At 36.7% G+C, this 24,205-nt stretch carries 25 protein-coding genes; 17 read left to right on the forward strand and 8 right to left on the reverse strand.

Annotated features, from left to right (window positions below):
- Positions 1–9 precede the first annotated feature (9 nt).
- The 7 genes from HWQ49_RS02240 to HWQ49_RS02270 all read left to right on the forward strand — a co-directional run bounded on the left by HWQ49_RS02240 (position 10) and on the right by HWQ49_RS02270 (position 5,693).
- Positions 10–336 (forward strand): hypothetical protein, encoded by a 327-nt coding sequence (locus tag HWQ49_RS02240; protein ID WP_394810756.1) that lies wholly within the window; start codon positions 10–12, stop codon positions 334–336.
- Positions 337–497: 161 nt separating this feature from the next.
- Positions 498–1,364 carry a COX15/CtaA family protein gene (locus HWQ49_RS02245; RefSeq protein ID WP_188205941.1) on the forward strand — a complete coding sequence of 289 codons (867 nt, stop codon included), beginning with the start codon at positions 498–500 and terminating at the stop codon, positions 1,362–1,364.
- Between the two features lie 15 nt (positions 1,365–1,379).
- Entirely contained in the window at positions 1,380–1,928 is a 549-nt protein-coding gene (locus HWQ49_RS02250; RefSeq protein ID WP_317450895.1) for a cupredoxin domain-containing protein, read from the forward strand.
- A 21-nt stretch (positions 1,929–1,949) separates the two neighbouring features.
- Complete coding sequence (locus tag HWQ49_RS02255; protein WP_188205942.1) at positions 1,950–3,434, forward strand: cbb3-type cytochrome c oxidase subunit I; 1,485 nt, start codon at positions 1,950–1,952, stop codon at positions 3,432–3,434.
- Positions 3,431–4,039, forward strand: a complete 609-nt coding sequence (locus tag HWQ49_RS02260; protein ID WP_188205943.1) for an SCO family protein — start codon at positions 3,431–3,433, stop codon at positions 4,037–4,039. The genes HWQ49_RS02255 and HWQ49_RS02260 overlap by 4 nt, the downstream gene beginning before the upstream one ends.
- A 14-nt stretch (positions 4,040–4,053) precedes the next feature.
- Entirely contained in the window at positions 4,054–4,638 is a 585-nt protein-coding gene (locus tag HWQ49_RS02265) for a hypothetical protein (RefSeq protein ID WP_188205944.1), read from the forward strand.
- 113 nt (positions 4,639–4,751) lie between these two features.
- Positions 4,752–5,693 carry a superoxide dismutase gene (locus HWQ49_RS02270; protein ID WP_188205945.1) on the forward strand — a complete coding sequence of 314 codons (942 nt, stop codon included), beginning with the start codon at positions 4,752–4,754 and terminating at the stop codon, positions 5,691–5,693.
- 72 nt (positions 5,694–5,765) lie between these two features.
- Here HWQ49_RS02270 and HWQ49_RS02275 read toward each other — a convergent pair whose 3' ends face one another.
- Positions 5,766–6,857, reverse strand: coding sequence for a class II aldolase/adducin family protein (locus HWQ49_RS02275; RefSeq protein ID WP_188205946.1), 1,092 nt, complete (start codon positions 6,855–6,857; stop codon positions 5,766–5,768).
- Between the two features lie 14 nt (positions 6,858–6,871).
- Positions 6,872–8,101, reverse strand: a complete 1,230-nt coding sequence (locus tag HWQ49_RS02280; RefSeq protein WP_188205947.1) for a zinc-dependent alcohol dehydrogenase — start codon at positions 8,099–8,101, stop codon at positions 6,872–6,874.
- A gap of 398 nt (positions 8,102–8,499) precedes the next feature.
- On the opposite strand from HWQ49_RS02280, the gene HWQ49_RS02285 reads away from it, so the two are divergent.
- From HWQ49_RS02285 to HWQ49_RS02295, 3 genes are all read left to right on the forward strand, one after another.
- Positions 8,500–9,123, forward strand: coding sequence for a lysophospholipid acyltransferase family protein (locus tag HWQ49_RS02285; protein ID WP_188205948.1), 624 nt, complete (start codon positions 8,500–8,502; stop codon positions 9,121–9,123).
- 24 nt (positions 9,124–9,147) lie between these two features.
- Complete coding sequence (locus tag HWQ49_RS02290) at positions 9,148–10,035, forward strand: diacylglycerol/lipid kinase family protein (RefSeq protein ID WP_188205949.1); 888 nt, start codon at positions 9,148–9,150, stop codon at positions 10,033–10,035.
- 85 nt (positions 10,036–10,120) lie between these two features.
- The gene (locus tag HWQ49_RS02295) at positions 10,121–10,720 is read left to right on the forward strand and encodes a YndM family protein (RefSeq protein WP_188205950.1); all 600 of its coding nucleotides are present in this window, start codon (positions 10,121–10,123) and stop codon (positions 10,718–10,720) included.
- 127 nt (positions 10,721–10,847) lie between these two features.
- Here the strand turns inward: HWQ49_RS02295 and HWQ49_RS02300 are convergent, their stop codons facing one another.
- The gene (locus HWQ49_RS02300) at positions 10,848–12,317 is read right to left on the reverse strand and encodes an alkaline phosphatase family protein (protein WP_188205951.1); all 1,470 of its coding nucleotides are present in this window, start codon (positions 12,315–12,317) and stop codon (positions 10,848–10,850) included.
- 147 nt (positions 12,318–12,464) lie between these two features.
- Between HWQ49_RS02300 and HWQ49_RS02305 the strand changes: the two genes are divergently transcribed.
- Positions 12,465–13,586 carry an MGDG synthase family glycosyltransferase gene (locus tag HWQ49_RS02305; RefSeq protein WP_188205952.1) on the forward strand — a complete coding sequence of 374 codons (1,122 nt, stop codon included), beginning with the start codon at positions 12,465–12,467 and terminating at the stop codon, positions 13,584–13,586.
- Between the two features lie 139 nt (positions 13,587–13,725).
- On the forward strand, positions 13,726–15,057 hold the full coding sequence (locus HWQ49_RS02310) for a short-chain fatty acid transporter (RefSeq protein WP_188205953.1): 1,332 nt from the start codon (positions 13,726–13,728) through the stop codon (positions 15,055–15,057).
- 30 nt (positions 15,058–15,087) lie between these two features.
- Here HWQ49_RS02310 and HWQ49_RS02315 read toward each other — a convergent pair whose 3' ends face one another.
- Positions 15,088–16,041, reverse strand: coding sequence for a DMT family transporter (locus tag HWQ49_RS02315; protein WP_188205954.1), 954 nt, complete (start codon positions 16,039–16,041; stop codon positions 15,088–15,090).
- 127 nt (positions 16,042–16,168) lie between these two features.
- Between HWQ49_RS02315 and HWQ49_RS02320 the strand changes: the two genes are divergently transcribed.
- From HWQ49_RS02320 to HWQ49_RS02330, 3 genes are all read left to right on the forward strand, one after another.
- Positions 16,169–16,759 carry a DUF421 domain-containing protein gene (locus HWQ49_RS02320; RefSeq protein ID WP_188205955.1) on the forward strand — a complete coding sequence of 197 codons (591 nt, stop codon included), beginning with the start codon at positions 16,169–16,171 and terminating at the stop codon, positions 16,757–16,759.
- 77 nt (positions 16,760–16,836) lie between these two features.
- The gene (locus HWQ49_RS02325; protein ID WP_188205956.1) at positions 16,837–18,408 is read left to right on the forward strand and encodes an alkaline phosphatase family protein; all 1,572 of its coding nucleotides are present in this window, start codon (positions 16,837–16,839) and stop codon (positions 18,406–18,408) included.
- 127 nt (positions 18,409–18,535) lie between these two features.
- Positions 18,536–18,889, forward strand: a complete 354-nt coding sequence (locus HWQ49_RS02330) for a carboxymuconolactone decarboxylase family protein (protein ID WP_188206508.1) — start codon at positions 18,536–18,538, stop codon at positions 18,887–18,889.
- 53 nt (positions 18,890–18,942) lie between these two features.
- Here HWQ49_RS02330 and HWQ49_RS02335 read toward each other — a convergent pair whose 3' ends face one another.
- Positions 18,943–19,149, reverse strand: a complete 207-nt coding sequence (locus tag HWQ49_RS02335; protein WP_188205957.1) for a CDGSH iron-sulfur domain-containing protein — start codon at positions 19,147–19,149, stop codon at positions 18,943–18,945.
- Positions 19,150–19,345: 196 nt separating this feature from the next.
- Here HWQ49_RS02335 and HWQ49_RS02340 point away from each other — a divergent pair, with 196 nt between their 5' ends.
- The gene (locus tag HWQ49_RS02340; protein ID WP_188205958.1) at positions 19,346–20,269 is read left to right on the forward strand and encodes a glycerophosphodiester phosphodiesterase; all 924 of its coding nucleotides are present in this window, start codon (positions 19,346–19,348) and stop codon (positions 20,267–20,269) included.
- 198 nt (positions 20,270–20,467) lie between these two features.
- On the opposite strand, the gene HWQ49_RS02345 is transcribed toward HWQ49_RS02340, so the two are convergent.
- Positions 20,468–22,510: a penicillin-binding transpeptidase domain-containing protein gene (locus HWQ49_RS02345; protein ID WP_188205959.1), complete on the reverse strand. Its 2,043-nt coding sequence runs from the start codon at positions 22,508–22,510 to the stop codon at positions 20,468–20,470.
- A 53-nt stretch (positions 22,511–22,563) separates the two neighbouring features.
- The gene (locus tag HWQ49_RS02350) at positions 22,564–22,893 is read right to left on the reverse strand and encodes an SCP2 sterol-binding domain-containing protein (RefSeq protein ID WP_188205960.1); all 330 of its coding nucleotides are present in this window, start codon (positions 22,891–22,893) and stop codon (positions 22,564–22,566) included.
- Positions 22,894–23,051: 158 nt separating this feature from the next.
- On the opposite strand from HWQ49_RS02350, the gene msrA reads away from it, so the two are divergent.
- Entirely contained in the window at positions 23,052–23,579 is a 528-nt protein-coding gene (msrA, locus tag HWQ49_RS02355; protein WP_188205961.1) for a peptide-methionine (S)-S-oxide reductase MsrA, read from the forward strand.
- 160 nt (positions 23,580–23,739) lie between these two features.
- Here msrA and HWQ49_RS02360 read toward each other — a convergent pair whose 3' ends face one another.
- Complete coding sequence (locus HWQ49_RS02360) at positions 23,740–24,201, reverse strand: inorganic phosphate transporter (protein WP_188205962.1); 462 nt, start codon at positions 24,199–24,201, stop codon at positions 23,740–23,742.
- Between the last annotated feature and the right edge of the window lie 4 nt (positions 24,202–24,205).

The raw sequence follows: 24,205 nt of genomic DNA on the forward strand, positions 1-24,205 counted from the left end.
CAGAAGTACATGAAAGAAGTTGAAGGAATGACATTCACCAAGAACTTTCGCTCAGCTACTGCTGAAGAGTGGTATATTTTTTTACCTAACTATCAGGATCCTATTAACTCTGGTGCAGCCGGTAAAGCCATTATTCATTATGACTTATTCGGAAATCGGGATGTTTTTATTAATACGACGATTATTTTCGATGATCCAAATCTTTATAACTCAGAGCTACATTCTCTTGTTTATTTGATTGCAGATGAAATTGTTAATCGTCTTGTGGGATATGCTGACACACTCCTCTCTGTCCATTCAGGCGAGAATTCCTTTCGAGCTGAATATATTCAATGAGTTGTGGTTTTATCTACAGCTCATTGATTCCTCTCTCCCCTTCTATATTTTCTTAATTAATGAAATATTTTGACTAACAGTGACCTGGCTCACTTATAATTTAGGGTCAATTTGGTAAACTTCCTTTGAAATGTATTGAAAACAAAGGGGGTACTTAATTATTGATTAAATATTTAGCTGGTTTTTCTATTTTGCTGACGTACATATTAATCGTTTTTGGTGGATATGTAGCTTCATCTGAGTCGGGAATGGGATGTGGACCTGAATGGCCACTTTGTAATGGAAAGGTTATTCCCACTTTGGAGGGTGAAACACTTATTGAATTTGGCCATAGGTTTGTCGGATTAATTCTAGTCTTTCTCATCGGGTTATTATTCATTCGTCTTCGTAAAGAATCACATAGTCAATTGATGTTAAAAGCTGCGAATTGGATGGTTGTCCTCCTTACAATTCAAGTGTTAGCTGGGGCGATTGTAGTTATTTTAGACCTTCCTCCGATCGTTGTAACACTTCACTTATTGGTAGCGATGTTATTTATTTCAATACTCATTTGGGTGTTTAGACAAGAACAACAAAGGAGAATCCATCTACCCTTCCAATTAGAGCGTCAATCTATTAAAAGGAAATTAAATCTATTAATCTTCTTAGTCTTTTTAACAATTGGTTTAGGAGCTTATATTAAGCATCAGACATTCGGATTATCTTGTCATTGGTTATATTGTGGAGATACTTTACTTCCTAGAGAGTTCCCTCAGTTACTACAGACACTCCACCGTTTTCTTGCTCTCGTGACACTACTCTATATATTCTATTTCTGCTTAATTTCCTACGCTAAGAAAATGGGAGCCTTTTTGAAAAGACGCTCCTTACTAATGGTCTTAGTCATTTTATTACAGTTATTAAGTGGAGTCTTGACGATTGTTACAAGTATCAGCATCTCATGGGCCGTGATTCATTTAGCGATTGGAACCTTATTACTACTCGTGATCGTGGATACACGGATTCTACTAAACTCACCTAATGAATAAAAGGAGGAATCGAATGTGGCACAACCTGCATGGATGATTACATTAAATGTGCAACAACCTGCATGGATTATCACATTACTAGTCAGTTCTCTAGTGTTTATTGTCTTTTGGTTTATTTTGAAAAACTCTAAAGATCGGGAAGAAGATTACGATGGGATTAAGAAAAAAGGATTCAAGATACGAAATGTCTACTTTGTGATTCTTTTTTCAGTACTCTTAGGAGCTACATTCTATACTATAACAGATTTGCCTTATGACCGGCCTCCTGAATTTGTCAATGCAACTGAAGTTGAAGTTGAAGCCTTACAATTCGGTTGGGATTTTTCACAAGAGGAGTTTGAGGTTGGAGAAAAATACGCATTTCATGTCACCAGCCAGGATGTGAACCATGGAATCGGGTTTTATGATGAAGACATGATGCTACTTACGCAAACTCAGGCGATGCCAGATTATACTAACACGGTCTATGTGGAATTTGAAGAGCCAGGTACGTACCAAATTTTATGTTTAGAGTACTGTGGTGCGGCTCACCACCTAATGATTCATGAGATTGAAGTCAAATAACTTAAAAGGGGTTGAAATCATATGGACAATCCACTTGTCAAAATAAATCCAATGACCAAACGATTGGTCACATTTCCAGTCTTAATGAGTGGTCTTTTCATCTTTTTAATGATGGCTTTTGGAGTTATCATGTTATTAAATCAAGCTAATATGATCCAAATTAATATGGGAATGTTTTATCAACTTATGACCATACATGGTACTGGAATGATTGGTTTTGCTGCCTTAGGTGCTGCCGGGATTATGTGGTATTTTCTAAGTCAGTATGTTGAATTGAACCGTCGTGTATTTCAAATCAATCTTATTCTATTTTTGCTCGGTGTTGTTAGTGTATTAGTAGGAATATTTAAATATGATTTTGCTGGAGGATGGACTTTCTTATATCCACTACCGGCTATGTCTGGTGGTATGTGGGCTGAAGCAGGAGCAACCCTTTACCTAGGAGGAATGCTTCTGATTGGATGTGGTTTCCTATTATTATTTCTAGAAGTTTCCCGTGCGATCATTTCTAAGTATGGAAGCTTTGCACAATCACTGGGTTGGCCCCACATTTTTGGATTAAGGAAAGAGGAAGATGCGCCACCTCCTACAGTTGTAGCGAGCACAATGGTTTCAATTGTTAATATTACAGCTCTAATTGCCGGCGCAGCAATATTAGTAATGAGTTTAATCAACTTATACAATCCTTCTTTTACGATTGATCCGTTATTAGCTAAGAATCTTATTTATGCATTTGGTCATATTTTTGCGAACTCAATTATCTATATGGGCGTTATACTTGTCTATGAAATGTTACCTAGATATACAGGTAGACCATGGAAGTCTTATAAAATCTTTTTAATCGCTTGGACGCTATCAACTATTTTCACGATTATCATTTATCCACACCATCTATTAATGGATTTTGTCATGCCAAATTGGATGTTAATTATCGGTCAAGTTTTATCATATATGAACGGACTTCCCGTACTAATTGTTACGGCTTATGGAGCTTTAATGATTGTTTATCGCTCAGGTATTAAGTGGGATGTGACATCAAGTTTTATTATGTTATCTATGTTTGGCTGGGTGATTGGGGTTATTCCAGCTATCATAGATGCTACGATTATTGTAAACCAGGTTATGCACAATACTCAGTGGGTTCCAGGACATTTCCATTTATACATGGGTATTGGGGCAACCGCGATGATTATCGGTTTTATGTTTTACCTAACGAAGTTTGATGCGAATCGGACAGATCAGGAAATTGATCGAGCTAGTTTTTGGTCATTTATCATCGGGATCCTTGGCCTCTCAGCATCCTTCCTCTATTCTGGTCAAATAAGCACCCCTAGAAGATGGGCTGAGCATGTACCAGAGTGGATTGCACCAAATATAATTGGCGTCATTTTCGGTACGATAGCTACTTTGGCGATGCTAGTTTTCGTATTTCGGTTCATTGTCATCAGTCATAAAATTGGTAAATCAGAAACTAGCTTTGATGAGTCAACTAGGAAGATCTCATGAGCAAAAAGGAAGGCAAATTATCTTTTATCATTGTGGTTATTGGCCTGACTATTCTCTTCATAGCAACTGATTCTTTTCAAGCCTTTACGGCCGAACAAGCTAGAAGAGTTCAAATAGAAAAGACTCAGCCACAACTTAAAGATGTGACTTTTGAGGATAGTGAATCAGAAACATTCAGGTTAGGCGAGAGCGAAGATGTTTATACAATTGTAACATTTATATACACTAGATGTGGTGATATTTGCCCTGCCATATCGATGAATTTTCGGGATTTATATGAAGACATTCCAAGTGAATTTCTAGACGAAAAGCTCCAGTTACTAACGGTAAGCTTTGACCCTGAATATGATACGCCTGATCAGTTGACTATGTATCAACAATCGATCGGTGCAGATGGTGAAACATGGAGAATTGTCCGTATTGAAGATCAACAAGAGCTTCAACAGTTTCTCAATCAAGCAGGTGTCATTGTCATACCTAACGAAGAAGGTGGATTCGCTCATAATGCGGCTTTTTACCTTATAGACCCTAATGGACGTCTAATTAACATTTTTGATTATGACCAGCCTGAAAGTGTTGTAAATCATTTAGAGAAGATCTTTTAAAGGGTGCAGAGAATATGAAAACGATCAAGTTTCTGTTATACAGCATAACCTTATTTCTTATTTTAACCATCTCACCTGTCAGTCAATTTCTAGAGTCAAGCATGGTCGGACTCATGCTTATTCAAATACCTGGCTTGACTCTAAGTGGATATTGGTTAGGTAAATGGTTAAAGATGAATCATTTAGTTATTTTTAAGTCTTACAATCATTCAGGTATTCCCGGAATCTTGATTGCTATCTTCACTAGTATTTATTGGATTCTACCAAGAATGGTTGATGGTGCATTAACAGAACCAATCTTGATGGTAGCCAAATATATAACCATTCCTATCCTAATAGGCTTACCTATTGCATGGAGTTGGAAATCACTTCATAGTGTAGCGAAATGGTTTATTATCACTAATGGGATCTCAATGCTTTTTGTAATGGGATGGCTTTATCTTAATACGAATATTCGTGTCTGTAACAACTTTCTGATCTCACAGCAACAACTATTAGGAAATATTTTATTTTATGGATCCATTAGTATCTTTTTAATTCTTGTTTTATTTGCATTCATGGGCCCAGCTCAATTGAGTCGTGAGAAACCTCAACTCTAGGGTTGAGGTTTTCTTATGCTTAATGTGATCCAAATTTTCACACTTAGACAACTTACCAAAATGCCTTTTTATGTCATATACATAGGATGATGACTAAAAGGAGGTAATTCGTTTTGAATGATGAAGCAATAAGGCATTTTATAGAAGAGTTGGATGAGTGGATTTCAGAGTTAGAAGACAAATGGTCTCGCTTCTTAGCTTCACACGAGGGTGATCTGCGGGAACAAGATGAATGTGTTTCTTTTAACCAATTGCTACAATCCGTAATCCTACAGATTGATGATCTAAAAGCCAATCCAGAGACTATTACCAGTCAGACAGCGCGAGAATTACAAAGTCAAGCATCTGAACTTTTTGGGCGCTGGAATAAACTGATCCATACTCAACCTTTGAAAGAATCATCCAATAATAATAAGAATGAGGCTCGCTCTGTTCCAATCGGTGGCCATGAACTTCCTCCCCTTCCCTATGACTATGATTCTCTTGAGCCACATATAAGTGGACGGATTATGCGTCTACATCATCAGGACCATCACCAAAGCTATGTCGATGGGTTAAATAAAGCCGAAAAGGAAATGCAAAAAGCCCGTAAGAAAAACGACTTTGATTTAATTAAACATTGGGAACGTGAAGCAGCCTTCAACGGAGCTGGTCACTACCTTCACACTATTTTCTGGAATGTCATGTCTCCAGATGGTGGTGGTGAGCCAGGTGGGGAATTGTTAGATGAATTTAACCAATCATTCGGTAGCTTTGACGCCTTTAAGAACCATTTTACCGAAGCAGCCAATCATGTTGAAGGAGTTGGTTGGGCGATATTGGTATGGGCACCACGATCTCATCGCCTTGAAATTCTACAGGCAGAAAAACACCAAAACCTTTCCCAATGGGACGTCATCCCTTTATTAGTTTTAGACGTCTGGGAGCACGCATACTATTTACAGTATGAAAATAAGCGTGGAGACTATGTAGATAACTGGTGGAATGTGGTTAATTGGGATGAGGTTGAAAAGAGATATTTAGCAGCAAAGGATGTTAAATGGAAGGCCTATTAACTTATTAATCAGTAAAAGGCTGGGACTAAATAGCAATAAATAGGTCCCAGCCTTAATTAATTTCGACCACCCTTAACTTGACATTGGAACTTGGTCAAGTACTCGGCCTTCTATTCGTTCAAAAATATCATCAAGACTTCGCCCGGTTATCGTTAAGCCATGATTCTTAAGTCCAATAATTGCTCGTGATGGGTCTTCTTCATTCCTAATTAAATCTGCTACTGTTTCGGCTAGCTGAATGGTTCCACAAGGGTAATTGATTTCGGTCGCTTGTATACCTTCAATCCAAGCATGAATATGAACAATTGCTCCGACATCAGGGTGTTCTTTATAAATCATCCAGTGCTCAATCGCATCTACAGAAGCCCGTTTCGGCGCCACATTAGGTGGAATGCTAATCTCCATGGCATTCTTCTCTTTATTAAATCCTTTAATATATAGCATGTCTTTGCCAATTTCTTTCATGTTAGCTTTATTAATTCCACTTGCGCTCATCCAAAAGCTACTTTCATCGTGTCTTGTGCTAAGGTTTCCATAACTAAGGCCACCGATACCATATAACTTCTTAAGATGTCTCATATCACGCTTAGATAAGTACTTCTCTAATGGAAATGGTGCAGGGAGTAGGTTCATCTCATCTAATCTTTTGCCTGAAAAAGCTAACCTTTCCGTAGCTTCGTTTCCATTCCATAACTCTTCATCAAGATCTTCGTTAAACTCATTGTTAATAACGAGTTGTGATGAGGCAACTGGTTCTAACCTTTTGTACACTTTATTGAAGAATTCCTCTTCTTCACCTTTCTGATAGCCTATATTATAAAAGCCTTGCTCTGGTGTAACAAAATATACTTCAATACGTCTACCATCATTAACAATATATAATAAATGGTTTGCCAATGAACGAATCAGATAAGGGTAGGCTGATTGGAATGTGTTTGTTGGTTTTTCATTTTTCTCCATCACTGAAATCACAAATGTTGCTTGCGCTTGTCTTCTAAAAGGTCTTGGTTTCTCTGGGTCAAGAACATTAAAAACCACTCTTAAATCATCTTCTGATGAATCACAGAATTCATAATCTCTTTGAGAAAATTGCTTTTTCAACCCTTCCGTAAACCATGTTAAAAAGTCACTTCTTTCGGCTCCAGTAATTGTAAAGCGTTTCATGTTTTATTCCTCCTTCATGTCTTTGGTTCAAACACTACTTTTAGTGCAGAATGGTTCCCCTTGTTAGTGGCGGTTTGAAGAGCATGTCTATATTTTTCTAGAGGGTATCTATGGGTAACTAATGGTGATAAGTCCACTTTTCCTTGCTTCATTAAATCAATAGCTATGTCAAACGTCCTTCGCTGTTCCCCTTTGTATTCCTCAGTGCTATAAGCAAAGCATCCCTTGATATCCAATTCATTCAACCATACATTAGTCCAGTCAATCCCATCCATAATGCCAGCTAAACCGAGCAAGACAACTTCCCCACCATTTTTAGTAAAACGTAGAGAATCATGGATACTTTTCTTCCTACCGACGCATTCAAACACCTGATCAGCTCCACCTTGAATGACTGTTGGTCCGAAAATTGGTTTTAAAATTTTGGCATTTAGTGATTCTGCCAAATTCTGTTCATAGCTCGATCTTCTTAATGGGATGACTTGATCAGCGCCAAAATTATCGGCTAATTGGGCTTGTATGTCATGTTTAACTAGGGCTACTATTTTACAAGGAATTTCCAAAGCCCTAATCGCAGCTATTACACAGATGCCTATGACTCCTCCACCGATCACTAATACCGTATCACCTGACTGAGGTGGATTTCTCATCACACTATGTAACGCGCAGCTAAAGGGTTCAACCATCACACCGTTTAAATCCGTGACACTCTCTGGTAACTTAAAAACTTGACTCTTGTGGGCAACTACTCTAGAACTCCAGCCTCCACCAGTATCACGACAAGAACCTATGAGAAGACCAGGTGAGATTTCTCCGTCTGCTTTATGAATGCATAAACTATAGTTACCATTACGACATTCAGAGCACATATCTTTAATCCCTCTTTGTTCACACGATAAGATTGGGTCGATCACTACTCGATCACCAATATTTAAATGCTCTGTTTCCTTCCCTATTTCAGTGATTTCACCTACAATTTCATGACCTATAGTAAATGGGAATGATGCAAATGGTGACGTAGCAGGACTGTCATTTAATGATAGTAAATTTAAATCACTACCACAGATTCCACCATATTTCACTTTTACTTTGACCCATTTACCATTTGGTAGCTTTGGCTCTCTTTGTTCCCCAAATCGAAGACACGACGTTTTTGAATTCCAGTAAAGTGATGGCCAAAACCTCCCTGCTACTTTACTAATTAAATAACGTGATAACTTATAATCAAACTGTAACTCCTTCATCACACATCACCTGACCCTTCCAGTCTATAAAACGACTAATTATATTATGTCCACCAACACGTTGGATTAACCACAAATTTCCAAAATCCGTAAGAAAGGGTGTTATGATTTTAGTTCTTACTTGTTATTCTGCTCTTTTAACGCCTCTTCATAATCGAATTCAACAAGGGCAATAATCATCTTCTCAATTTCCTCAAAAAAATTTTTAATCATTTTAACCATCAAACCGTTACCTCCTTCCTTACCCTATGCGTCTATATTTACTTGTAGTTTTCGCTTAAACAGGGCATTTATGCAAAAAGAGTCGGTAAATATTCATACAATATGAATTTATTAACCATACTAGGCAGGGAGGAATAATTATAGAACAAAGACCTAAAAAGAATGGTGGATTCGTCATGCTATATCATTTATTAAAGACACTTGCCAAAGTATGGATTCGTACTAAATTCAAAGTGGAGGTAGAAGGAAAAGAGAACATTCCAAGTCATGACCGGTTTATTCTTGCAGCTAACCATCTAAGCAATTATGACGCCATTGTTTTAACATGTGTGTTAAATAAAAGAATTTATTATTTAGCTAAGATTGAGTTGTTTAAAAACAAGCTTTGTCACTGGTTTTTCTCATTAGTAAAAGCCATCCCGGTCGATCGCAAAAGTGGGCAAGTGATTAGACCGATCAGAGCAGCATTAAGAGTAATTGAAAATGGAGAGACTTTCGGGATATTTCCAGAGGGAACAAGATGCAAGAATAAACAGAATGTCAAACCTAAAAAAGGAGTTGCTTTTCTCGCGTTAAAAAGTCAGACCCCCGTTTTACCGGTTTCTATTGTTTATGATGAGGAAGTAAAATTTAGAAAACGGGTCAGAGTGGTCATTGCCCCAACCCTTATACACCCTAGTGAGCTACCAACTGACTACGAAAAGGGAGCTAATCAAATTATGGAGCAAGTCCGAGAGTTAAAAACCAAGGAAAAGACAGTTCCTGAAACTAACTTAGTTAATAAATTATCAAACCCATAAGATGGTTTTAAGGAGGTGGAAAACATGTATTACTTTATTGTTAATTATTATTCAGGTAGTGGTATATCAAGGAAGATTTGGAGAGAAATTGAATTGATATTACAAACGAGAGGTATTAATTATAAGTCCGTCTTTACTAATTATCAAAATCATGCGACAGAACTTGTTAAGGAACTAAAAGAGAAGAAAAACATCACAGCTGTTGTAGCGGTTGGTGGTGATGGGACCGTTAATGAAGTGATCAACGGGTTAACTGGTACTTCTATTCCCTTAGGCGTTATTCCAACAGGCTCTGGCAATGATTTTTGTCGCGCAATGGGCATCCCTTTAAGGTATGAACTAGCTCTCGAAAGAATTCTAAAAGGTGAATTAAAAGAGATTGATATTGGACGGGTGAATGATAAGTATTTTGCAACCATTGTTGGAGTTGGCTTTGATGGACAAGTTGCCCAGCAAACAAACCGGTCTAAACATAAAAAGCTCTATAACCTAACTAAAATTGGTAGTCTTTCGTATATTATTAGCCTTTTTAAAGTCATATTTATGTACAAACCGTCGCAAGTAGAGCTACATATTGACTCTTATCAAACAACACAAGAAAAAGTCTGGTTAATCGCGATTGCTAATTCCCCTTGTTATGCCGGGGGCATGATGATTTGTCCTGATGCTAAGAATAATGATGAGACTTTTGATATCTGTATAGTTAAAGGGATTTCTAGATGGAGTTTGCTGAGAATTTTTCCGTCTGTATTTAAAGGAAAACACATCCTACATCCAGCAGTGACCACATTAAAAGCAAAAAAAGTGCAAATTTCATCTAAACAATCTTTAGTTGCGCATGCAGATGGTGAAATAATTGGTAAAACTCCTTTTGATGTGACTATACAACCATCCTCATTAACGGTTTTATAACAAATATTGTTATCTGAAGGTTTATGAGTATATGCATATTGCCACCTTTTATAATTAAACTAAAGATAAGAAAGGAGTATATGCCATGAATCACTTTAAGTTAATTATTACAAAATGTATCGCATCATTAATCCTGTTATACGCTATCTTAGGCTTTGTTTATGATGTTACATTTATGAATGTATTGTTAATCACTCTGGTATTAGGAGCCATTTCTTATATTATTGGTGACTTATTTATTTTACTTCGTACCAATAATACAGTGGCCACAATATCTGATTTTATCTTATCCTTTGTAGTTGTTTACTTCATGTTAAGCTTCATGATTCCGGGAGGACCACTCTTTGGAGCATCATTATTTGCAGCAATCGGTGTAACAGTCTTTGAACTGTTCTTCCACATGTTTGTGAAATCTGACCATGAACAGGAAGAACGAGAACGCCCAACAGAAAGAGATACGAGAAAACCCAACAACTATCGCTTACAAACGGAGGCATCAGAAGAATTGAGACCTGATTATAAACGAAATGACAAGCCCCCTCAAAATCGTGAGGTTAGAAATGAAATGGCTGATGAATTAAATCCGGACGATTTCGATCAACTAAATGGACGTCCTAGAAACCAGCAAGCACATGACGACATAACTGATGAACTAAATCCTGATGATTTCGAGGATAGAAAATAATAATAGGCTCCTGGTAAAAGTACCAGGAGCCCTTTTATTTACGAGTTATTTCCTGGGCAAGCGCAGAAAACGACCTTTTGTGACTGGATTTTATAATAAAACGACAAAATTATCCAATGTAGTTCAATTATATCATTTCCCCCACTATATTTCGGATGATCACCTCTTTTACATTAACTAATCGGGAATACTCTGGACCATCATCTACTCCAGTGATTAGACACGGAATTAACGATTCTTGTTTGTGAAGCGAACCATGACAAGCCCCAGCCAAATGAAATGGCGTAGACTGTGCTCGAAATTCAGTACCTGGCTTAGCATTGACAACAATAAATCTCCCTACATGTGAATTCAATGCCCCATATAACCTAGCTAATGCATCTGGGAAATCATCATAGGTTAATCGTTCATCCTTCCTTCTTTTTATGTTTAATATATCAAGGTCACCTTCAACATTCCAAGACTGATTATATACATCGACTTCATTTCCACCAGGAGTAAATTTAAGTCTTCCTTTTTTTGTACCAGACATGACTATGTGGTCTTCCCCTTCCTTCCAAGCGATCACATCAATCCGTTTGTCAGTTTTAAGTTGGCCAGCAATTTGAGATAGAGGAATCCTTTCGTCAAGGACATAAATGTATGCCATACGTTGATTAACTGAAAGCACGATTTGGTCTTTTGAATGGACGGGACTTTGTATTTTATTAACTCGCAGCCCTTTAAGTATCTTTCTAAGATTAATTGTCACTTGATTATAATTCCAACTTGTTTTCGATTGACCATTATCTCCAATAACGATCCAGATGTTTTTCTCAATCGCCTCTTCCCAACTACTATAGAGGTTGAGTGTTTTTTGAATTTCTTTATCTATTTTGGAAATCCCCTTCAAATCGTATGGACCTTTGAAATGAACTCTAAAATCCATGTCTTGAAAAATACAAAAAGTGAATGACGGGAGTAGTCCACGACGGATCAAATACCTTAATTCCCTCCCAGCAAATTTATAATTACCACTTAACATTTGAGGCGCATATCCCCACCTTCTAAGTCTTGTAAACCCTCCTAAGGAGAACAAAGGTGGGGCACTAGTTGTTATCTGTTGGTCTAATTTAGATATTGATCGCAATAATGAAGGTACAGTCATATCTTGCTTGATGTTTCCTCTGTATACAAACGAATTTATAGATGCACTGGTTAAGCCATGCTGATTTAAATCTTCGTATATTGTTGTGACTTTCTTACTTAAGTCTTGATTATTTAATCGATAAAACATATTAGTTAACGAATCAGTGAAGCCTAATCTTACCGTTTCTCTAATACCTGTACCGTAGTTAACCATCTTCTTACGGTTCCAATCAAACCAATTTAATCCAGGAATTTGATGCTGATCTGGATAAGTACCTGTTAATAAAGTACTATCGATTGTAACTGACATAGTAGGAAAAGAACTGACCATGTCTGGAATGAAGTGTCCTTTCTCCATTAAGAAATGAAGTGCTGGCGCCTTTCCTGTTTGGATAGCAACCTGTAATGGTTCAGCCAACAAACTATCGATATTTAAAAAAATGATTGGCTTCTTAACTTGTTTTTTCATGCGCATCACCCTTGGTTTAGGCTCATCTCCCACTATTTTTCATCTTTTAGTTAAAATATATTCTTACTACTTGTAACTTGTATGTTATCCAGTTAATTGCAAAAACTGGATATAAGGAAAATAAATCAGTAGGTGGTCTGAACTAACATGGGTAAAGTATTATTTCTCCCCTTTCTACAAATAAAGACTGGGCATCATCACGTAGCAGAAGCACTGTCTGAGGGGCTTAAACAGATTGATCCACAAATTGAGTGTGTTACTAAAGAAGTTTTACATGATCGTTTTGGGAATTTAGAAAAGATCGTATCAGAAACTTATCTAAGCTGGATTCACCATTTCCCTAATTCTTATAACTGGCTTTATCACCAAATCGTTTATCGCAATCTTAACAAAGAAACCCGATATTACTTCTTTGAGTTACTTTTTTTAAATAAAATAAAAGAAATCATTAACAATGAAAAGCCAGACTTAATCGTATGTACCCATGCTCTTCCCTCTTATATGGTACATATTTTAAAGAAGACCCGACAGATCACGATGCCGGTGGTTAATGTATATACCGATTTCTTTGTTCATAAGTTATGGGGAACGACAAGTATTGACTATCATTTTGTTGCTACTAATCAGATGAAAGAATATCTTACTCAAAGACGAGTTCATCCTTCAAAAATTTTCATCACCGGTATCCCAACGCACCCGGAAATCAGAAGCAAAAAACCATCAAGCCTTAATCAACAGATACGAAATATCCTAATAGCTGGTGGAAATTTAGGGCTTGGTTGTGAAGAGTCTCTAACCACACTACCTGAAACGTTTAATTACACGATCCTATGTGGTCGAAATCATAAGTTCTATCAGGCCTTAAAACAGCTTAACCAATCGAATTTGACACCGTTAACCTATATAGATTCTAAGAGTGAGATGAACAAGATTTATGACCAATCGGATATTATTATTACAAAACCGGGTGGAGTAACGATTAGTGAGTGTTTAATTAAACGAATCCCAGTCTTTGTTAACCAATCACTTCCAGGTCAGGAGCAAATTAATTTACATGAACTTGATCAATTAGGTCTTATATTTAGGTGTAAAAATTGGTCAGAGGATCTTGAACATATTCTAAATCAAAAAGACGAAATTAAAGCCTACTATTATAACCTCCAAAAATATCATGAACAAACTATAAATGAAACTCCTTTCCAATTACTTTATCGAATCTTAAAAGGAAATGATTTTCATCTATCACAATCCCATACTTCTTTACCTTAAGAACTGTTGCTCAACCATAGCAACAGTTCTTATTTTACCCACTTAAAGTCTGAATATTTAGGTAATTATCTTAATAGGTATAAGTGTGAGGGCTTGTGTCTAAAGCAATGAAAAAATATTGAAAAAAGGAGGAAGGAAAATGCTAAAAGGACTTACATCAGCCTGCGATCGCTTTGTTCAACGTTTTCTACCAGATGCTTTTTTATTTGCCATTTTACTAACGATCATTGTTTTCTTATTTGGAATGATATTTACCGGAAGCTCACCTGTCCAAATGGTCGAATATTGGGGACAAGGATTTTGGGATTTACTAGAATTTGCGATGCAGATGTCTTTAATAGTGATTACCGGTTACATCCTCGCCAACACCCCTTTAGTTAAAGGATTTTTATCAAATTTAAGTAATATCGCCAAAACACCAGGTCAGGCTATTGTCTTAGTTACCGTCGTTGCTTCTATTGCCTGTTTAATTAATTACGGTTTTGGATTAGTTGTTGGCGCTTTACTCGCCATTCATGTTGCAAAACGAATTCCATCGGTAGATTATCGTATCCTGATCGCAGCTGCTTATAGTGGATTCTTATTATGGCACGGTGGACTTTCTGGGTCTGTCCCACTAACTATAGCGACAGACGATCATTTTCTAGCCGACCTAATCGGGCAAGTACCAATTACTGAAACTTTACTCAGTGAACTCAATTTATTTATTGTCTTTATACTTCTCATTACACTACCTATCTTGAATTGGATGCTTTTTAGGTCGAAGGAAACAACGAGCAGTATTGATCCTGAGCTACTACAAATTCATGCAGAAACCAACGAAGAAAAACAACCTAAAAAAGAAGATTTAACACCTGCAGAGAGGTTGGAGCATAGTTCATTAATCTCACTTCTTATTGGGATACTAGGTCTGATTTTTATTCTCTACCACTTTATTCAAAACGGTCTTGACTTAAATATTAATATTGTTAACTTTATCTTTTTATTCTTAGGCATTCTTTTTCATAAAACACCTAGGAAATTTTTAAACAGTGTTAGTGATGCCGTTAAAAATGCTGGTGGAATCATTATTCAATTCCCTTTTTATGCTGGAATAATGGGCATGATGGTTGCTTCTGGTCTATCTGAGCAAATGTCTAATATGTTTGTAAATATATCAAATGAAGTAACATTCCCACTTTTTGCGTTCCTAAGCGCAGGAATAGTTAATTTCTTCGTCCCATCCGGGGGTGGCCAATGGGCTGTTCAAGCTCCGATCATGATACCTGCTGCCATGGAGATTGGCGTCGATACGGCTAAGACTGCTATGGCTGTTGCTTGGGGTGATGCTTGGACTAATATGATTCAGCCGTTCTGGGCTTTACCTTTATTAGCTATTGCCGGACTTAAAGTTAAGGATATTATGGGCTTTTGTATGATTATATTAATTTGGAGTTTTATCCCTATTGCCATTGGGTTATTGCTCTTTTAAGACACAAAGGGCTGTCGCTTGCGTCAATTTTTATGACTTTTGCGACAGCCCCTTTTTAATTTTTTGATAACCTGTCGCCATTATGATGCCTATTATTATCAATAGCGAACCAATAGTGACACTAGCCGTTAATTGTTCATCTAATAAGAACCATCCAAAAACCAACCCAAAAACAGGCACTAATAGTGTTGAGATTGTAGCTGTCACCATATCGATTACACTCAACAAAATAAACCAAATGGTAAAACAAAGCGCCGAAGCAAACAATCCAGTAAATAATATGTAATAAACGCTTTGAAGGTTGATGACAATCGAGTCACCCCCTTCTACAATCAATGACACTAAAATAATTCCAATCGTGCCAAATAACATTTGATAACTATTCACTTGTAATTGCGATAATTCTTTTAACCTCATACGGTAATAGACATTTGAGGCTCCCCATGAAATGGCTGCTAAAACTATCATAAACTCACCAAAGACAATTTTAGCATTTTGACTTAGCCAAAGATCCCAACCTAGAATAGTCATTAAGCCGAGTAATCCAATGCTTAGGCCAATGACTTTTGGGTAAGGGATTTTTTCTTTTAATAACATTGCTGCTAATAAACTACTCCATATTGGCATGGAGTACAGTAGTACAGAGGATTTTCCTGCATCAACAAATTTTAATCCATACATCACTAGTAAAAAAACGACTGATGTTTGCAAAATGCCAACGACAACTAGATGAGCCAACTGCTTCTTAGTAGGTCGACTAATTTTAAAATAAACCAGAATGAGAAGCATAGTGATAGTCCCTACCCCAAAGCGAAATGCTGAGAAAGTGAATGGGCCCATAAATTCTAAGGCAGCCTTCATCAAAGCCCAAGAGTATCCCCATAATAGCGTCGTTAATAAAATTAACAGACCAACAAACCATCTATTTTCGCTAATCCAATTTATAAATAATCGGTTTTCAAATTTTATCTTACTCTCCCCCATTTTCAATTCCTTCATAAATGTATAGTAACCCAGAAGCTTTGATCTTGAAAATATAAAAAGTATAAAATATATATTTATTTAAAAAATAACTATTAAACATAAACATTTTCGTTAAACGGAGGTTATTATGAACATTGCTGTTGAATCGTTGATCATGGTTATTGCTGGATTATTATTGCTCCGTCTAGCAGGTAGAAAGTCTATTTCCCAAATGACCTTAGCTCAAACCGTTGTGATGATTTCGATAGGCTCTATCATTATCCAACCAATCGTTCAGACAAGCTTATGGAAAACTGGAATCGCTGCATTTGTGTTTGTTTTTACTTTAGTCATACTTGAATACTTACAGGTCAAGTTCAATGCGTTCGAAAACTTTATTACTGGGAAATCAAAAGTGGTAATAGAAAATGGACTTCTTCAAGAGAAAAATTTAAAAAGATTACGTTTTACCGTTGATCAACTCGAAATGCGATTACGTCAACAAGGCATTACCAATATTAGTGATGTCAAAATAGCTACTTTGGAACCTAACGGCCAATTAGGTTATGAACTTATGCCGGATGCTAAGCCATTAACTGTTAAGGAATTTAAACAATTTATGCATAATTATATGAATAATCAAACTCAAATGCCCACTAACCTACAACAACAGAAACATAACATCTTTGATGAGGTTTCTAAAAACAAACATGCTGATCACCCCGATCATCTTAAATGAATAGTTTCTAAGGTGTTATAGCATAATGAAAGTCTAATCAACAAAACACAACCAATAATCTTGGTTAGGATGATTCAATGCTATTAAGAACAATTGTTGTTTTCAGTATGGTGATGATGTTGTTGATTGGAGGCTACTGGCTTAGTTTTGTGACACCAACAGAGGAACTAGAAGAAGTAACATTTCCCTCATCTAAACCTGTTGTATTAATGATTGTTGATTCACTTATGGATGAACCACTACAAGAAATATTAGATACTGAAGAACTTCCTGCATTAGAATTTTTAATAAACGAAGGAGAATATATCCCTGATTTAATAAGTTCTTATCCAACTATGTCTGTTTCAATTGATAGTACATTGCTGACAGGGCATTACCCTGATCAACATAAGTTGCCAGGGTTGATATGGATGAATCAGAAGGAAAATCGCGTTGTTAACTATGGTACAGGAATCAGTGAAATCTTAGCTACTGGATTTAGACAAGTTACAACTGACAACCTGTTTCATATTAACCAAAACCACTTAAGTCCTGACACAACAACAATTTTTGAAGAACTTCAACAAAATGGACAATCTACAGCCTCCATTAACGGGATCATTTATCGTGGCAATCAAAACCACGAATTGAATACCCCTAGAATATTAAGTTTGTTGAACTTATTACCCAAAGAGCTATCAGTTAAGGGGCCAGAAATTCTCTCTTTAGGGGCATTACATCGTATTAATAATGACAACAGGCGTTATTCGCACCCTTGGAGTCGATTTGGAATAAACGATGAGTTTACGACCAATGAATTAACACATTTAATAAAGGAAAAACAATTACCTCAATTTACGTTAGCTTATCTACCTACATTGGATCAATCCGTTCATGCTGATGGTCCTGAAGCAAATGAAGGAATTCATGAAGTGGACCAACATCTTCAAACGATCTTAAGCAGTTTTCCATCATGGGAGGAGGCACTTGAAGAGGTCACTTGGGTTATTATTGGTGATAGTGGACAAACCAAGGTGCTTGAGAATGAGAAAGACGCATTGATTCCTCTTCATGACTTACTCACTAATTATGATGTTGCAGATAGTACTGAGCCAATTCAAGATGAACACGATATGGTTTTAGCGGTTAATCAGAGGATGGCTTATATTTATTTAATGAACGATGAGATTGATTATTTAGAAGTCGCAACCAAACTAAATAAAGACTCAAGAATTGACTTTTTATCCTGGCACCAAGACGGGGAAAACATCGTTGTGAATGGGGATTCTAAAGACGCTCTAGAATTTAAACCAGGTACTGAGTTCACTGATCAATTTGATCAATCTTGGAATGTTAGTGGAGACAGTACCGTACTAGACATGAATGTAAAGAACGACACAATCCATTTCGGTCAGTACCCAGATGCATTATCAAGGTTACATGGTGCGCTTCACTCCCATGAAGGTCGAATCTTAATAGTTGATGCCAAACCAGGTTATGAGTTTGTGGGTGATCATTCACCTACTCATTTAGATGGTGGTAATCACGGATCTCTTCATGAACAGGATTCATTAACTGCAATGATCATAGCAGGAACCGAATCCAAACCTGAATATCATAGAATTGTCGATCTTAAGAACTGGATCCTAGAACTAACAAAGACAAGGTAATATACCAACTTGTAGCTTGAACACCATCTTAAAATGATACATGTATATTTTTATTAGTTTAAATAAATATAAGGATGTATCTATTCTCAAATGAGGAGTGGTTTGATTGGAAAATAACTATGATGAAATGGAAAACTTTTTTGATGATATTCTTCTTCATTATAAAGAGGGAACTCAGTCTCTAAAAGAACATCTGCCCAAAGTCACAGAGGGATACTTTGACTTTACAGAAGCGGCTTTTGAAGATGGATCAATCGACAAAAAACATAAACAATTAATTGCCTTAGGAATCAGTATTTATGCCCAAGACGAATATTGTATTATCTATCATATGAAAGGCGCTGTTGTGAATGGGGCTTCAAAAGAAGAGGTTTTAGAGGCAATAGGAATTAGCTCAGCATTAGGTGGTGGAGCTGCATTCGCACAAGCTGTCACATTAGCACTAGATGCTTACGACCATTTTGCAAACAAAAAAGAATAAAAAATAAAGCCCCTCGCTTTTTATAGGAGGGGCTTTGATTATGTACCTTCAGTTTATTTAGCTCTTGACTCATCTTCAAATCCGATAGACTTATGGGTGCCATCACAGAATGGTTTATTTTTCGACTGTCCACAACGGCACAAAGAAAATGCGGGCTTTGTTTCGTATTCATTACCTTCTGCATCTAATAGCTGAACATCCCCTTTAACTAAAATCGAACCATTGTCTCTAACTTGAATAATTGGTTTCTGTTCACTCATGTCTAATCTCCCCCTAACAAAATTTATCATTATGATAACATGCATAAAATTAAAGTCAAATCACTTTTTAATTTACATAATAATATTATGGGTTACCAAATAAATATTGTTTAAGTCAAAAAAGTATAGTAGATTTATTAATAGATTAACTCGTTATATATTAAAATATACAAACCAATATAAAGGGAGATATTATATGAAGAAGACCACTCAAAAAAAGAATATCAAAAAACCTTTTTCTGTTGGATTAACTGTATTAGGAGCGATTTATATCCTTCTATACCTAATCCCCGTCCACTCAGTAGCGCCGGCGCCTTTTTTTGAAAATGACGATCCTTTAGTTATAGCCCATCAAGGTGGGGAGCATTTAGCACCTTCAAGTACGATGGTTGCATTTGAGAATTCAGTTCAATTAGGTGTTGATGCGTTGGAAACTGATATACATATGTCTAAGGATGGTCACTTAATTAATATTCATGATCCATCAGTTGATCGTACGACAGATGGTTCTGGCTATGTCTCAGATATGACACTAGAAGAGCTAAAATCTTTGGATGCAGGTTATTATTTTGAAGATGAACAAGGTCAGCATCCATTTCGAGGGCAAGGAATTGAACTCATCACTCTAAAAGAACTGTTTGAAGCGTTCCCTGATATGCGCTTTATGATAGAGATTAAGGATACAAACCCTGAAGAGATGATCAGTGATATCATTTTAAGACTATCCATGCTAATTGAAGAATACGACATGGCTGACCAAGTCTTGATTGCTTCTTTTGACCATGATATTATCACAGCTTTTAAGGAATACGACGATCAAGGGGTTGCCGTTTCGGGTGGTAGACAAAACATACGTAATTTTGTTATTTTTCATAAACTATATATGAGGAATTTATATATTCCAACTGTTAATGCTATTCAGATTCCAACTTCAGAAAGTGGATTTGATCTAACAACCAATGATGTGATCAATGGTGCTGAACGTATGGGGTTAAATCTTTATTACTGGACGATTAATGACCAAGAGACCATGCGCGAACTATTAGAAGCAGGAGCAGATGGTATAATTACAGACCGTCCAGATTTACTAATAGAAGTTATAGAAAGTATGAAAAATTAAGATTTTAATATTTACGCTCTGTTAAAGTTTAGTGTTGATGATCCAACAGACTTTAACAGAGCGAATATATAATAAAGCGGTAAGGACCATCGTGAGCTGCACCCTATAAAGTGGAGAATCTTAAAAACTGGTCACTAAAAGATTAACTTTTGATATTTGTTTCGGGGAATGGTTCATCGACATCATTCCAATTTGTTATTAATGCTGCTCAAAGAACAGTTTACTTAACTCTATTGTAACACCACTTCCACCACGATCACCGACATCCTCGACGATGATACCTAACAGTAAATCTGGTTGGGCCTGATCATAAGCAAAGAAAATCCCATTTTCGGCATCATTATCGTCATCATGACTAGCCTTAAGTTCGGCAGTACCCGTCTTACCTGCCATCTCTCGACCTGAAATGTCAATAGATTGTGCAGTGCCTTCAGATACAACAAGCCGTAAATACTCTTGAAGTAGCTCAACTTCTTCTTCACTCGCTAATTGATTGTACCAAATAGATGATGATTCATCCTGCAATAAGCGTGGTGTCATGACGGTTCCATCATTAGCTATCCCACCGTAAATACTAGATAGGTGAATAATATTAACTAATACTTCACCTTGACCAAACGAAGTATCCGCAATTTGCCCTTCAGACTGTAGTTGACCATTATTTGAAATCTGTGATTTTGTAACAGGATAAGTAAATGGGATTGACTCTTCAAAGCCTAATTGTTTTAACCCTTCTACGAATCGATCACCACCAATAGCTAATCCAAGCATAGCAAAATATATATTATCGGAGTGCTTAAGCGCTGCCTCTAAATCAATATCGGTATATTGATCATATAAACGAGTCACCCTGTAATCACTCCAGCCTTCCTTCTGCCAGTGTTTTCCTTCAATATTGATCACTTCATCTGGATCTAATTCTTGAGTATCAAAACCAATGAGTGAAGTTAATAATTTCATCGTAGACCCTGGTGAATAGGTCGATGCAAAACGATTAACTGTTGGTAAATGCTCATTACTCATTAACTCTTCATGCTGTGTATTAGACATCCCTAATACAAATTGATTAGGATCAAATGATGGAAAGCTTAATAGTGCGTTAACCTCACCAGTTTGTGGGTTTAAGGCAACGGCTGTTCCCGATTCCTCCTTAGCAATATCATATAGCGATTCTTGAATTTCGATATCTATGGTTAATTGAATATCTTCTCCATCTTGTTCTTCTTGTTTAACAACAGTTTCAGTTGCTCCACTATTCTTTTCGATATAAATTTCGACTCCATCTTCACCTTTAAGTCTAGATTCAAATAATTGTTCTAAGCCTCGTTTCCCAATTCGGTCTGCCGACGTATAACCTTCATCAGCTCGTTCTTCTAACTCTTCTTGCGAAATTGGCGCTATATAACCAACTAAATGGGCGGCTGCCTCATCATAGGGGTATACGCGATCGAGAATGATTCGAGAAGATACACCATCTATACTCACGGCTTGATCGCGAATATCTTCATCAGTAATTTGAACATTTCTAATAGGCACAAAGTGATGTGGTTCTACCCAATTTTGCTGGTATTTATTTTCAATGTAATCCTCTGTTAAATTCAATATTTCGGCTAAGTTAGATAATTGACTTTCATTAAAAGCTTCTGGTGTCACTCCAATTTCATAAACCTCACCAGTAGTGGCTAAAAAGTTACCATGTCGGTCAAGTATATCACCACGATTTGCAGTTAGCGTGTCAATCCAAACCTCTTCACCAGGCTCTAAACCTGGTAATATAAATGATGGATCCCACTCAACTAACCATTTTTCTATCGCAAGCTGTCCATCGTCATCCTCAACTTCTAATTTTTCTAAAGATACCTCTTGTTCATAATCAACAGAACCTGCGAGCGTTTCAAAACTAATGTGAATCGGTATAGTATAATCACTAATTTCTTTTAACTGTTCTAATTGCTCCTCTGTCATCTCCGACTGTTCGGTTATTTCCACGGAAAAATCTTCAACCTCTAACGTTTCATACAAACTTTCGTAACGCTCACCATAATCCTCATATGTAAACTGTTCTCTAGTTGATTCAGTTAGATGATCTTCATAAATGATTTCATAATTTCCTTCTTCCCATAAGGATAAGAATTCTTTCATGGAATCGTATGGCGTCACCAGCTCTTCCTCTTCTTCATCTTCAGAGCAGGCCACCAATAAAGAAAGAATAACAAACAATAAAATTCCAAGCTTCTTCACTTACGTCCACCTCCATTACACTCTTGGCTGACTAATTGATACGACAAAAATGACTAAAGATAACTCTTTAATACGTTTTGTAGCTTTAAAGCATATGTCAAATCCCCTTTGACTTTAAGTTTCCCCATCATAAATGCAGATGTAGTATTCAGTTCACCGTCTAACAGTTTTTCGAAATTTTTTTCATTCATTGTTAACTGGCAGTTTGGATTGTCTAATACACTGTTTGTCAATTCAACAGATTGACCATCAACGATTACACTGCTGTTTAATCCTTCTTGATCAGTTATATTAAATGTAAAACTGGCCTGTAATTCATCTATTCCTTCTGGTTCTTTATTCATCCTATTTACTAACAGTTCTAACTTTTCTTGTACGCTCATTTATCCTATCCCCCTTTTCTTCTCTTCTATTCTTATTTTACCAAATATCACTGACCGTGAGTGAGAATAGTTGACTTTTCTGACAACAAACAAAATGGTTCCCTTTATTTAATGATAATTGATATAATGACATCATCATCTAAAGGAGCTGATCAAATATGAATCATCGTTTAGAACGAGCTACGTTTGCAGGAGGATGTTTTTGGTGCATGGTGAAGCCTTTCGATCAATGGGAAGGTGTTCATTCTGTGGTTTCTGGTTATACAGGTGGATATATAGAAAATCCATCATATGAGCAGGTGAAAAAGGGAAAATCAGGCCATTATGAGGCCGTACAAATTACATATAATCCTGATATTATTAGTTATGAAACGATACTCGACTTATATTGGAAGCAAATAGACCCTACTGATCCTGATGGACAATTCCATGATCGGGGTTCACAATATCGAACAGCTATTTTTTATCATAACGATAAACAAAAAATTCTTGCTGAAGATAGTAAACGGCAACTAGAGCAGTCTGGTCTATTTAGTCAACCCGTTGTTACTGAAATTAAACAAGCAGAGACCTTCTATCCAGCTGAGGATTATCATCAAGACTTTTATCAAAAAAGCCCCGAAGAATACCAAGAAGACCGCGAAAAATCAGGTCGTGACGAATTCATTGAAAAGTATTGGCAATAAACAATCCTTACGTTGTAAAAAATATATTCTTTCCTTCACCTCAAATAAGCCGGGATAAAAGATTCATGGGTAGTCAACATATTTAAAAATGTTAACTACCTTTTTTATAATCGCTCTGTTAAAGTTTAGTGTTGATAATAATAAGATTTTCGCAGGTTATTTAATCTTCAATCTTAGCAACTCCCAACGCAAGGTGTTCCCAAAGATCCGCCTCTACTTTCTCAGCTAGTTCATGTGAGCAGTTCACAACAAGAACCACTTCCGACTTCTTACCCTTTAGGATTCTTTTCCTTTTATGGACAACTTTAAAAATAAAGAAGTCGATTAAAAATCCAATGATAAACCCGACCACAGCGCCGATTATCCCCCAATAAATTGGGCCCCACTCCAATACAAATCCAACACTTGCACCGACAACAGATAAGGCTGTTGCAATTGCTGCACCCTTATCAAAAAGACTTACGCCATCTGCTCGATGAAGTGTGTCAAACAGTCGTCTTTCCTCAACTCTATTATTAAGTGGTACAGCGAGAATATTCTCTTTCTTTACCCCAGCTTTCTCCAATGCGGTTATATCTAACTCAAGATATGCCGAATGTTCGAAAGTAGAAAAAATTTGCATTGGT

It is taken from the genome of Alkalibacillus aidingensis, from assembly GCF_014595945.1.
GTDB lineage: Bacteria > Bacillota > Bacilli > Bacillales > Alkalibacillaceae > Alkalibacillus > Alkalibacillus aidingensis.

What these genes read in the sequence shown, in the direction of transcription:
- HWQ49_RS02280 (WP_188205947.1), bottom strand. Translation starts at nt 8,101, where the DNA reads ATGAAGGAGTTACAGTTTGATTATAAGTTATCACGTTATTTAATTAGT.
- HWQ49_RS02350 (WP_188205960.1), bottom strand. Translation starts at nt 22,893, where the DNA reads ATGAGCGTACAAGAAAAGTTAGAACTGTTAGTAAATAGGATGAATAAA.
- HWQ49_RS02335 (WP_188205957.1), bottom strand. Translation starts at nt 19,149, where the DNA reads ATGAGTGAACAGAAACCAATTATTCAAGTTAGAGACAATGGTTCGATT.
- HWQ49_RS02315 (WP_188205954.1), bottom strand. Translation starts at nt 16,041, where the DNA reads ATGGGGGAGAGTAAGATAAAATTTGAAAACCGATTATTTATAAATTGG.
- HWQ49_RS02255 (WP_188205942.1), top strand. Translation starts at nt 1,950, where the DNA reads ATGGACAATCCACTTGTCAAAATAAATCCAATGACCAAACGATTGGTC.
- HWQ49_RS02330 (WP_188206508.1), top strand. Translation starts at nt 18,536, where the DNA reads ATGGAAAACTTTTTTGATGATATTCTTCTTCATTATAAAGAGGGAACT.
- HWQ49_RS02320 (WP_188205955.1), top strand. Translation starts at nt 16,169, where the DNA reads ATGAACATTGCTGTTGAATCGTTGATCATGGTTATTGCTGGATTATTA.
- HWQ49_RS02360 (WP_188205962.1), bottom strand. Translation starts at nt 24,201, where the DNA reads ATGCAAATTTTTTCTACTTTCGAACATTCGGCATATCTTGAGTTAGAT.
- HWQ49_RS02240 (WP_394810756.1), top strand. Translation starts at nt 10, where the DNA reads ATGAAAGAAGTTGAAGGAATGACATTCACCAAGAACTTTCGCTCAGCT.
- HWQ49_RS02265 (WP_188205944.1), top strand. Translation starts at nt 4,054, where the DNA reads ATGAAAACGATCAAGTTTCTGTTATACAGCATAACCTTATTTCTTATT.
- HWQ49_RS02275 (WP_188205946.1), bottom strand. Translation starts at nt 6,857, where the DNA reads ATGAAACGCTTTACAATTACTGGAGCCGAAAGAAGTGACTTTTTAACA.
- HWQ49_RS02300 (WP_188205951.1), bottom strand. Translation starts at nt 12,317, where the DNA reads ATGAAAAAACAAGTTAAGAAGCCAATCATTTTTTTAAATATCGATAGT.
- HWQ49_RS02310 (WP_188205953.1), top strand. Translation starts at nt 13,726, where the DNA reads ATGCTAAAAGGACTTACATCAGCCTGCGATCGCTTTGTTCAACGTTTT.
- HWQ49_RS02260 (WP_188205943.1), top strand. Translation starts at nt 3,431, where the DNA reads ATGAGCAAAAAGGAAGGCAAATTATCTTTTATCATTGTGGTTATTGGC.
- HWQ49_RS02325 (WP_188205956.1), top strand. Translation starts at nt 16,837, where the DNA reads ATGCTATTAAGAACAATTGTTGTTTTCAGTATGGTGATGATGTTGTTG.
- HWQ49_RS02295 (WP_188205950.1), top strand. Translation starts at nt 10,121, where the DNA reads ATGAATCACTTTAAGTTAATTATTACAAAATGTATCGCATCATTAATC.
- HWQ49_RS02290 (WP_188205949.1), top strand. Translation starts at nt 9,148, where the DNA reads ATGTATTACTTTATTGTTAATTATTATTCAGGTAGTGGTATATCAAGG.
- HWQ49_RS02340 (WP_188205958.1), top strand. Translation starts at nt 19,346, where the DNA reads ATGAAGAAGACCACTCAAAAAAAGAATATCAAAAAACCTTTTTCTGTT.
- msrA (WP_188205961.1), top strand. Translation starts at nt 23,052, where the DNA reads ATGAATCATCGTTTAGAACGAGCTACGTTTGCAGGAGGATGTTTTTGG.
- HWQ49_RS02285 (WP_188205948.1), top strand. Translation starts at nt 8,500, where the DNA reads ATGCTATATCATTTATTAAAGACACTTGCCAAAGTATGGATTCGTACT.
- HWQ49_RS02305 (WP_188205952.1), top strand. Translation starts at nt 12,465, where the DNA reads ATGGGTAAAGTATTATTTCTCCCCTTTCTACAAATAAAGACTGGGCAT.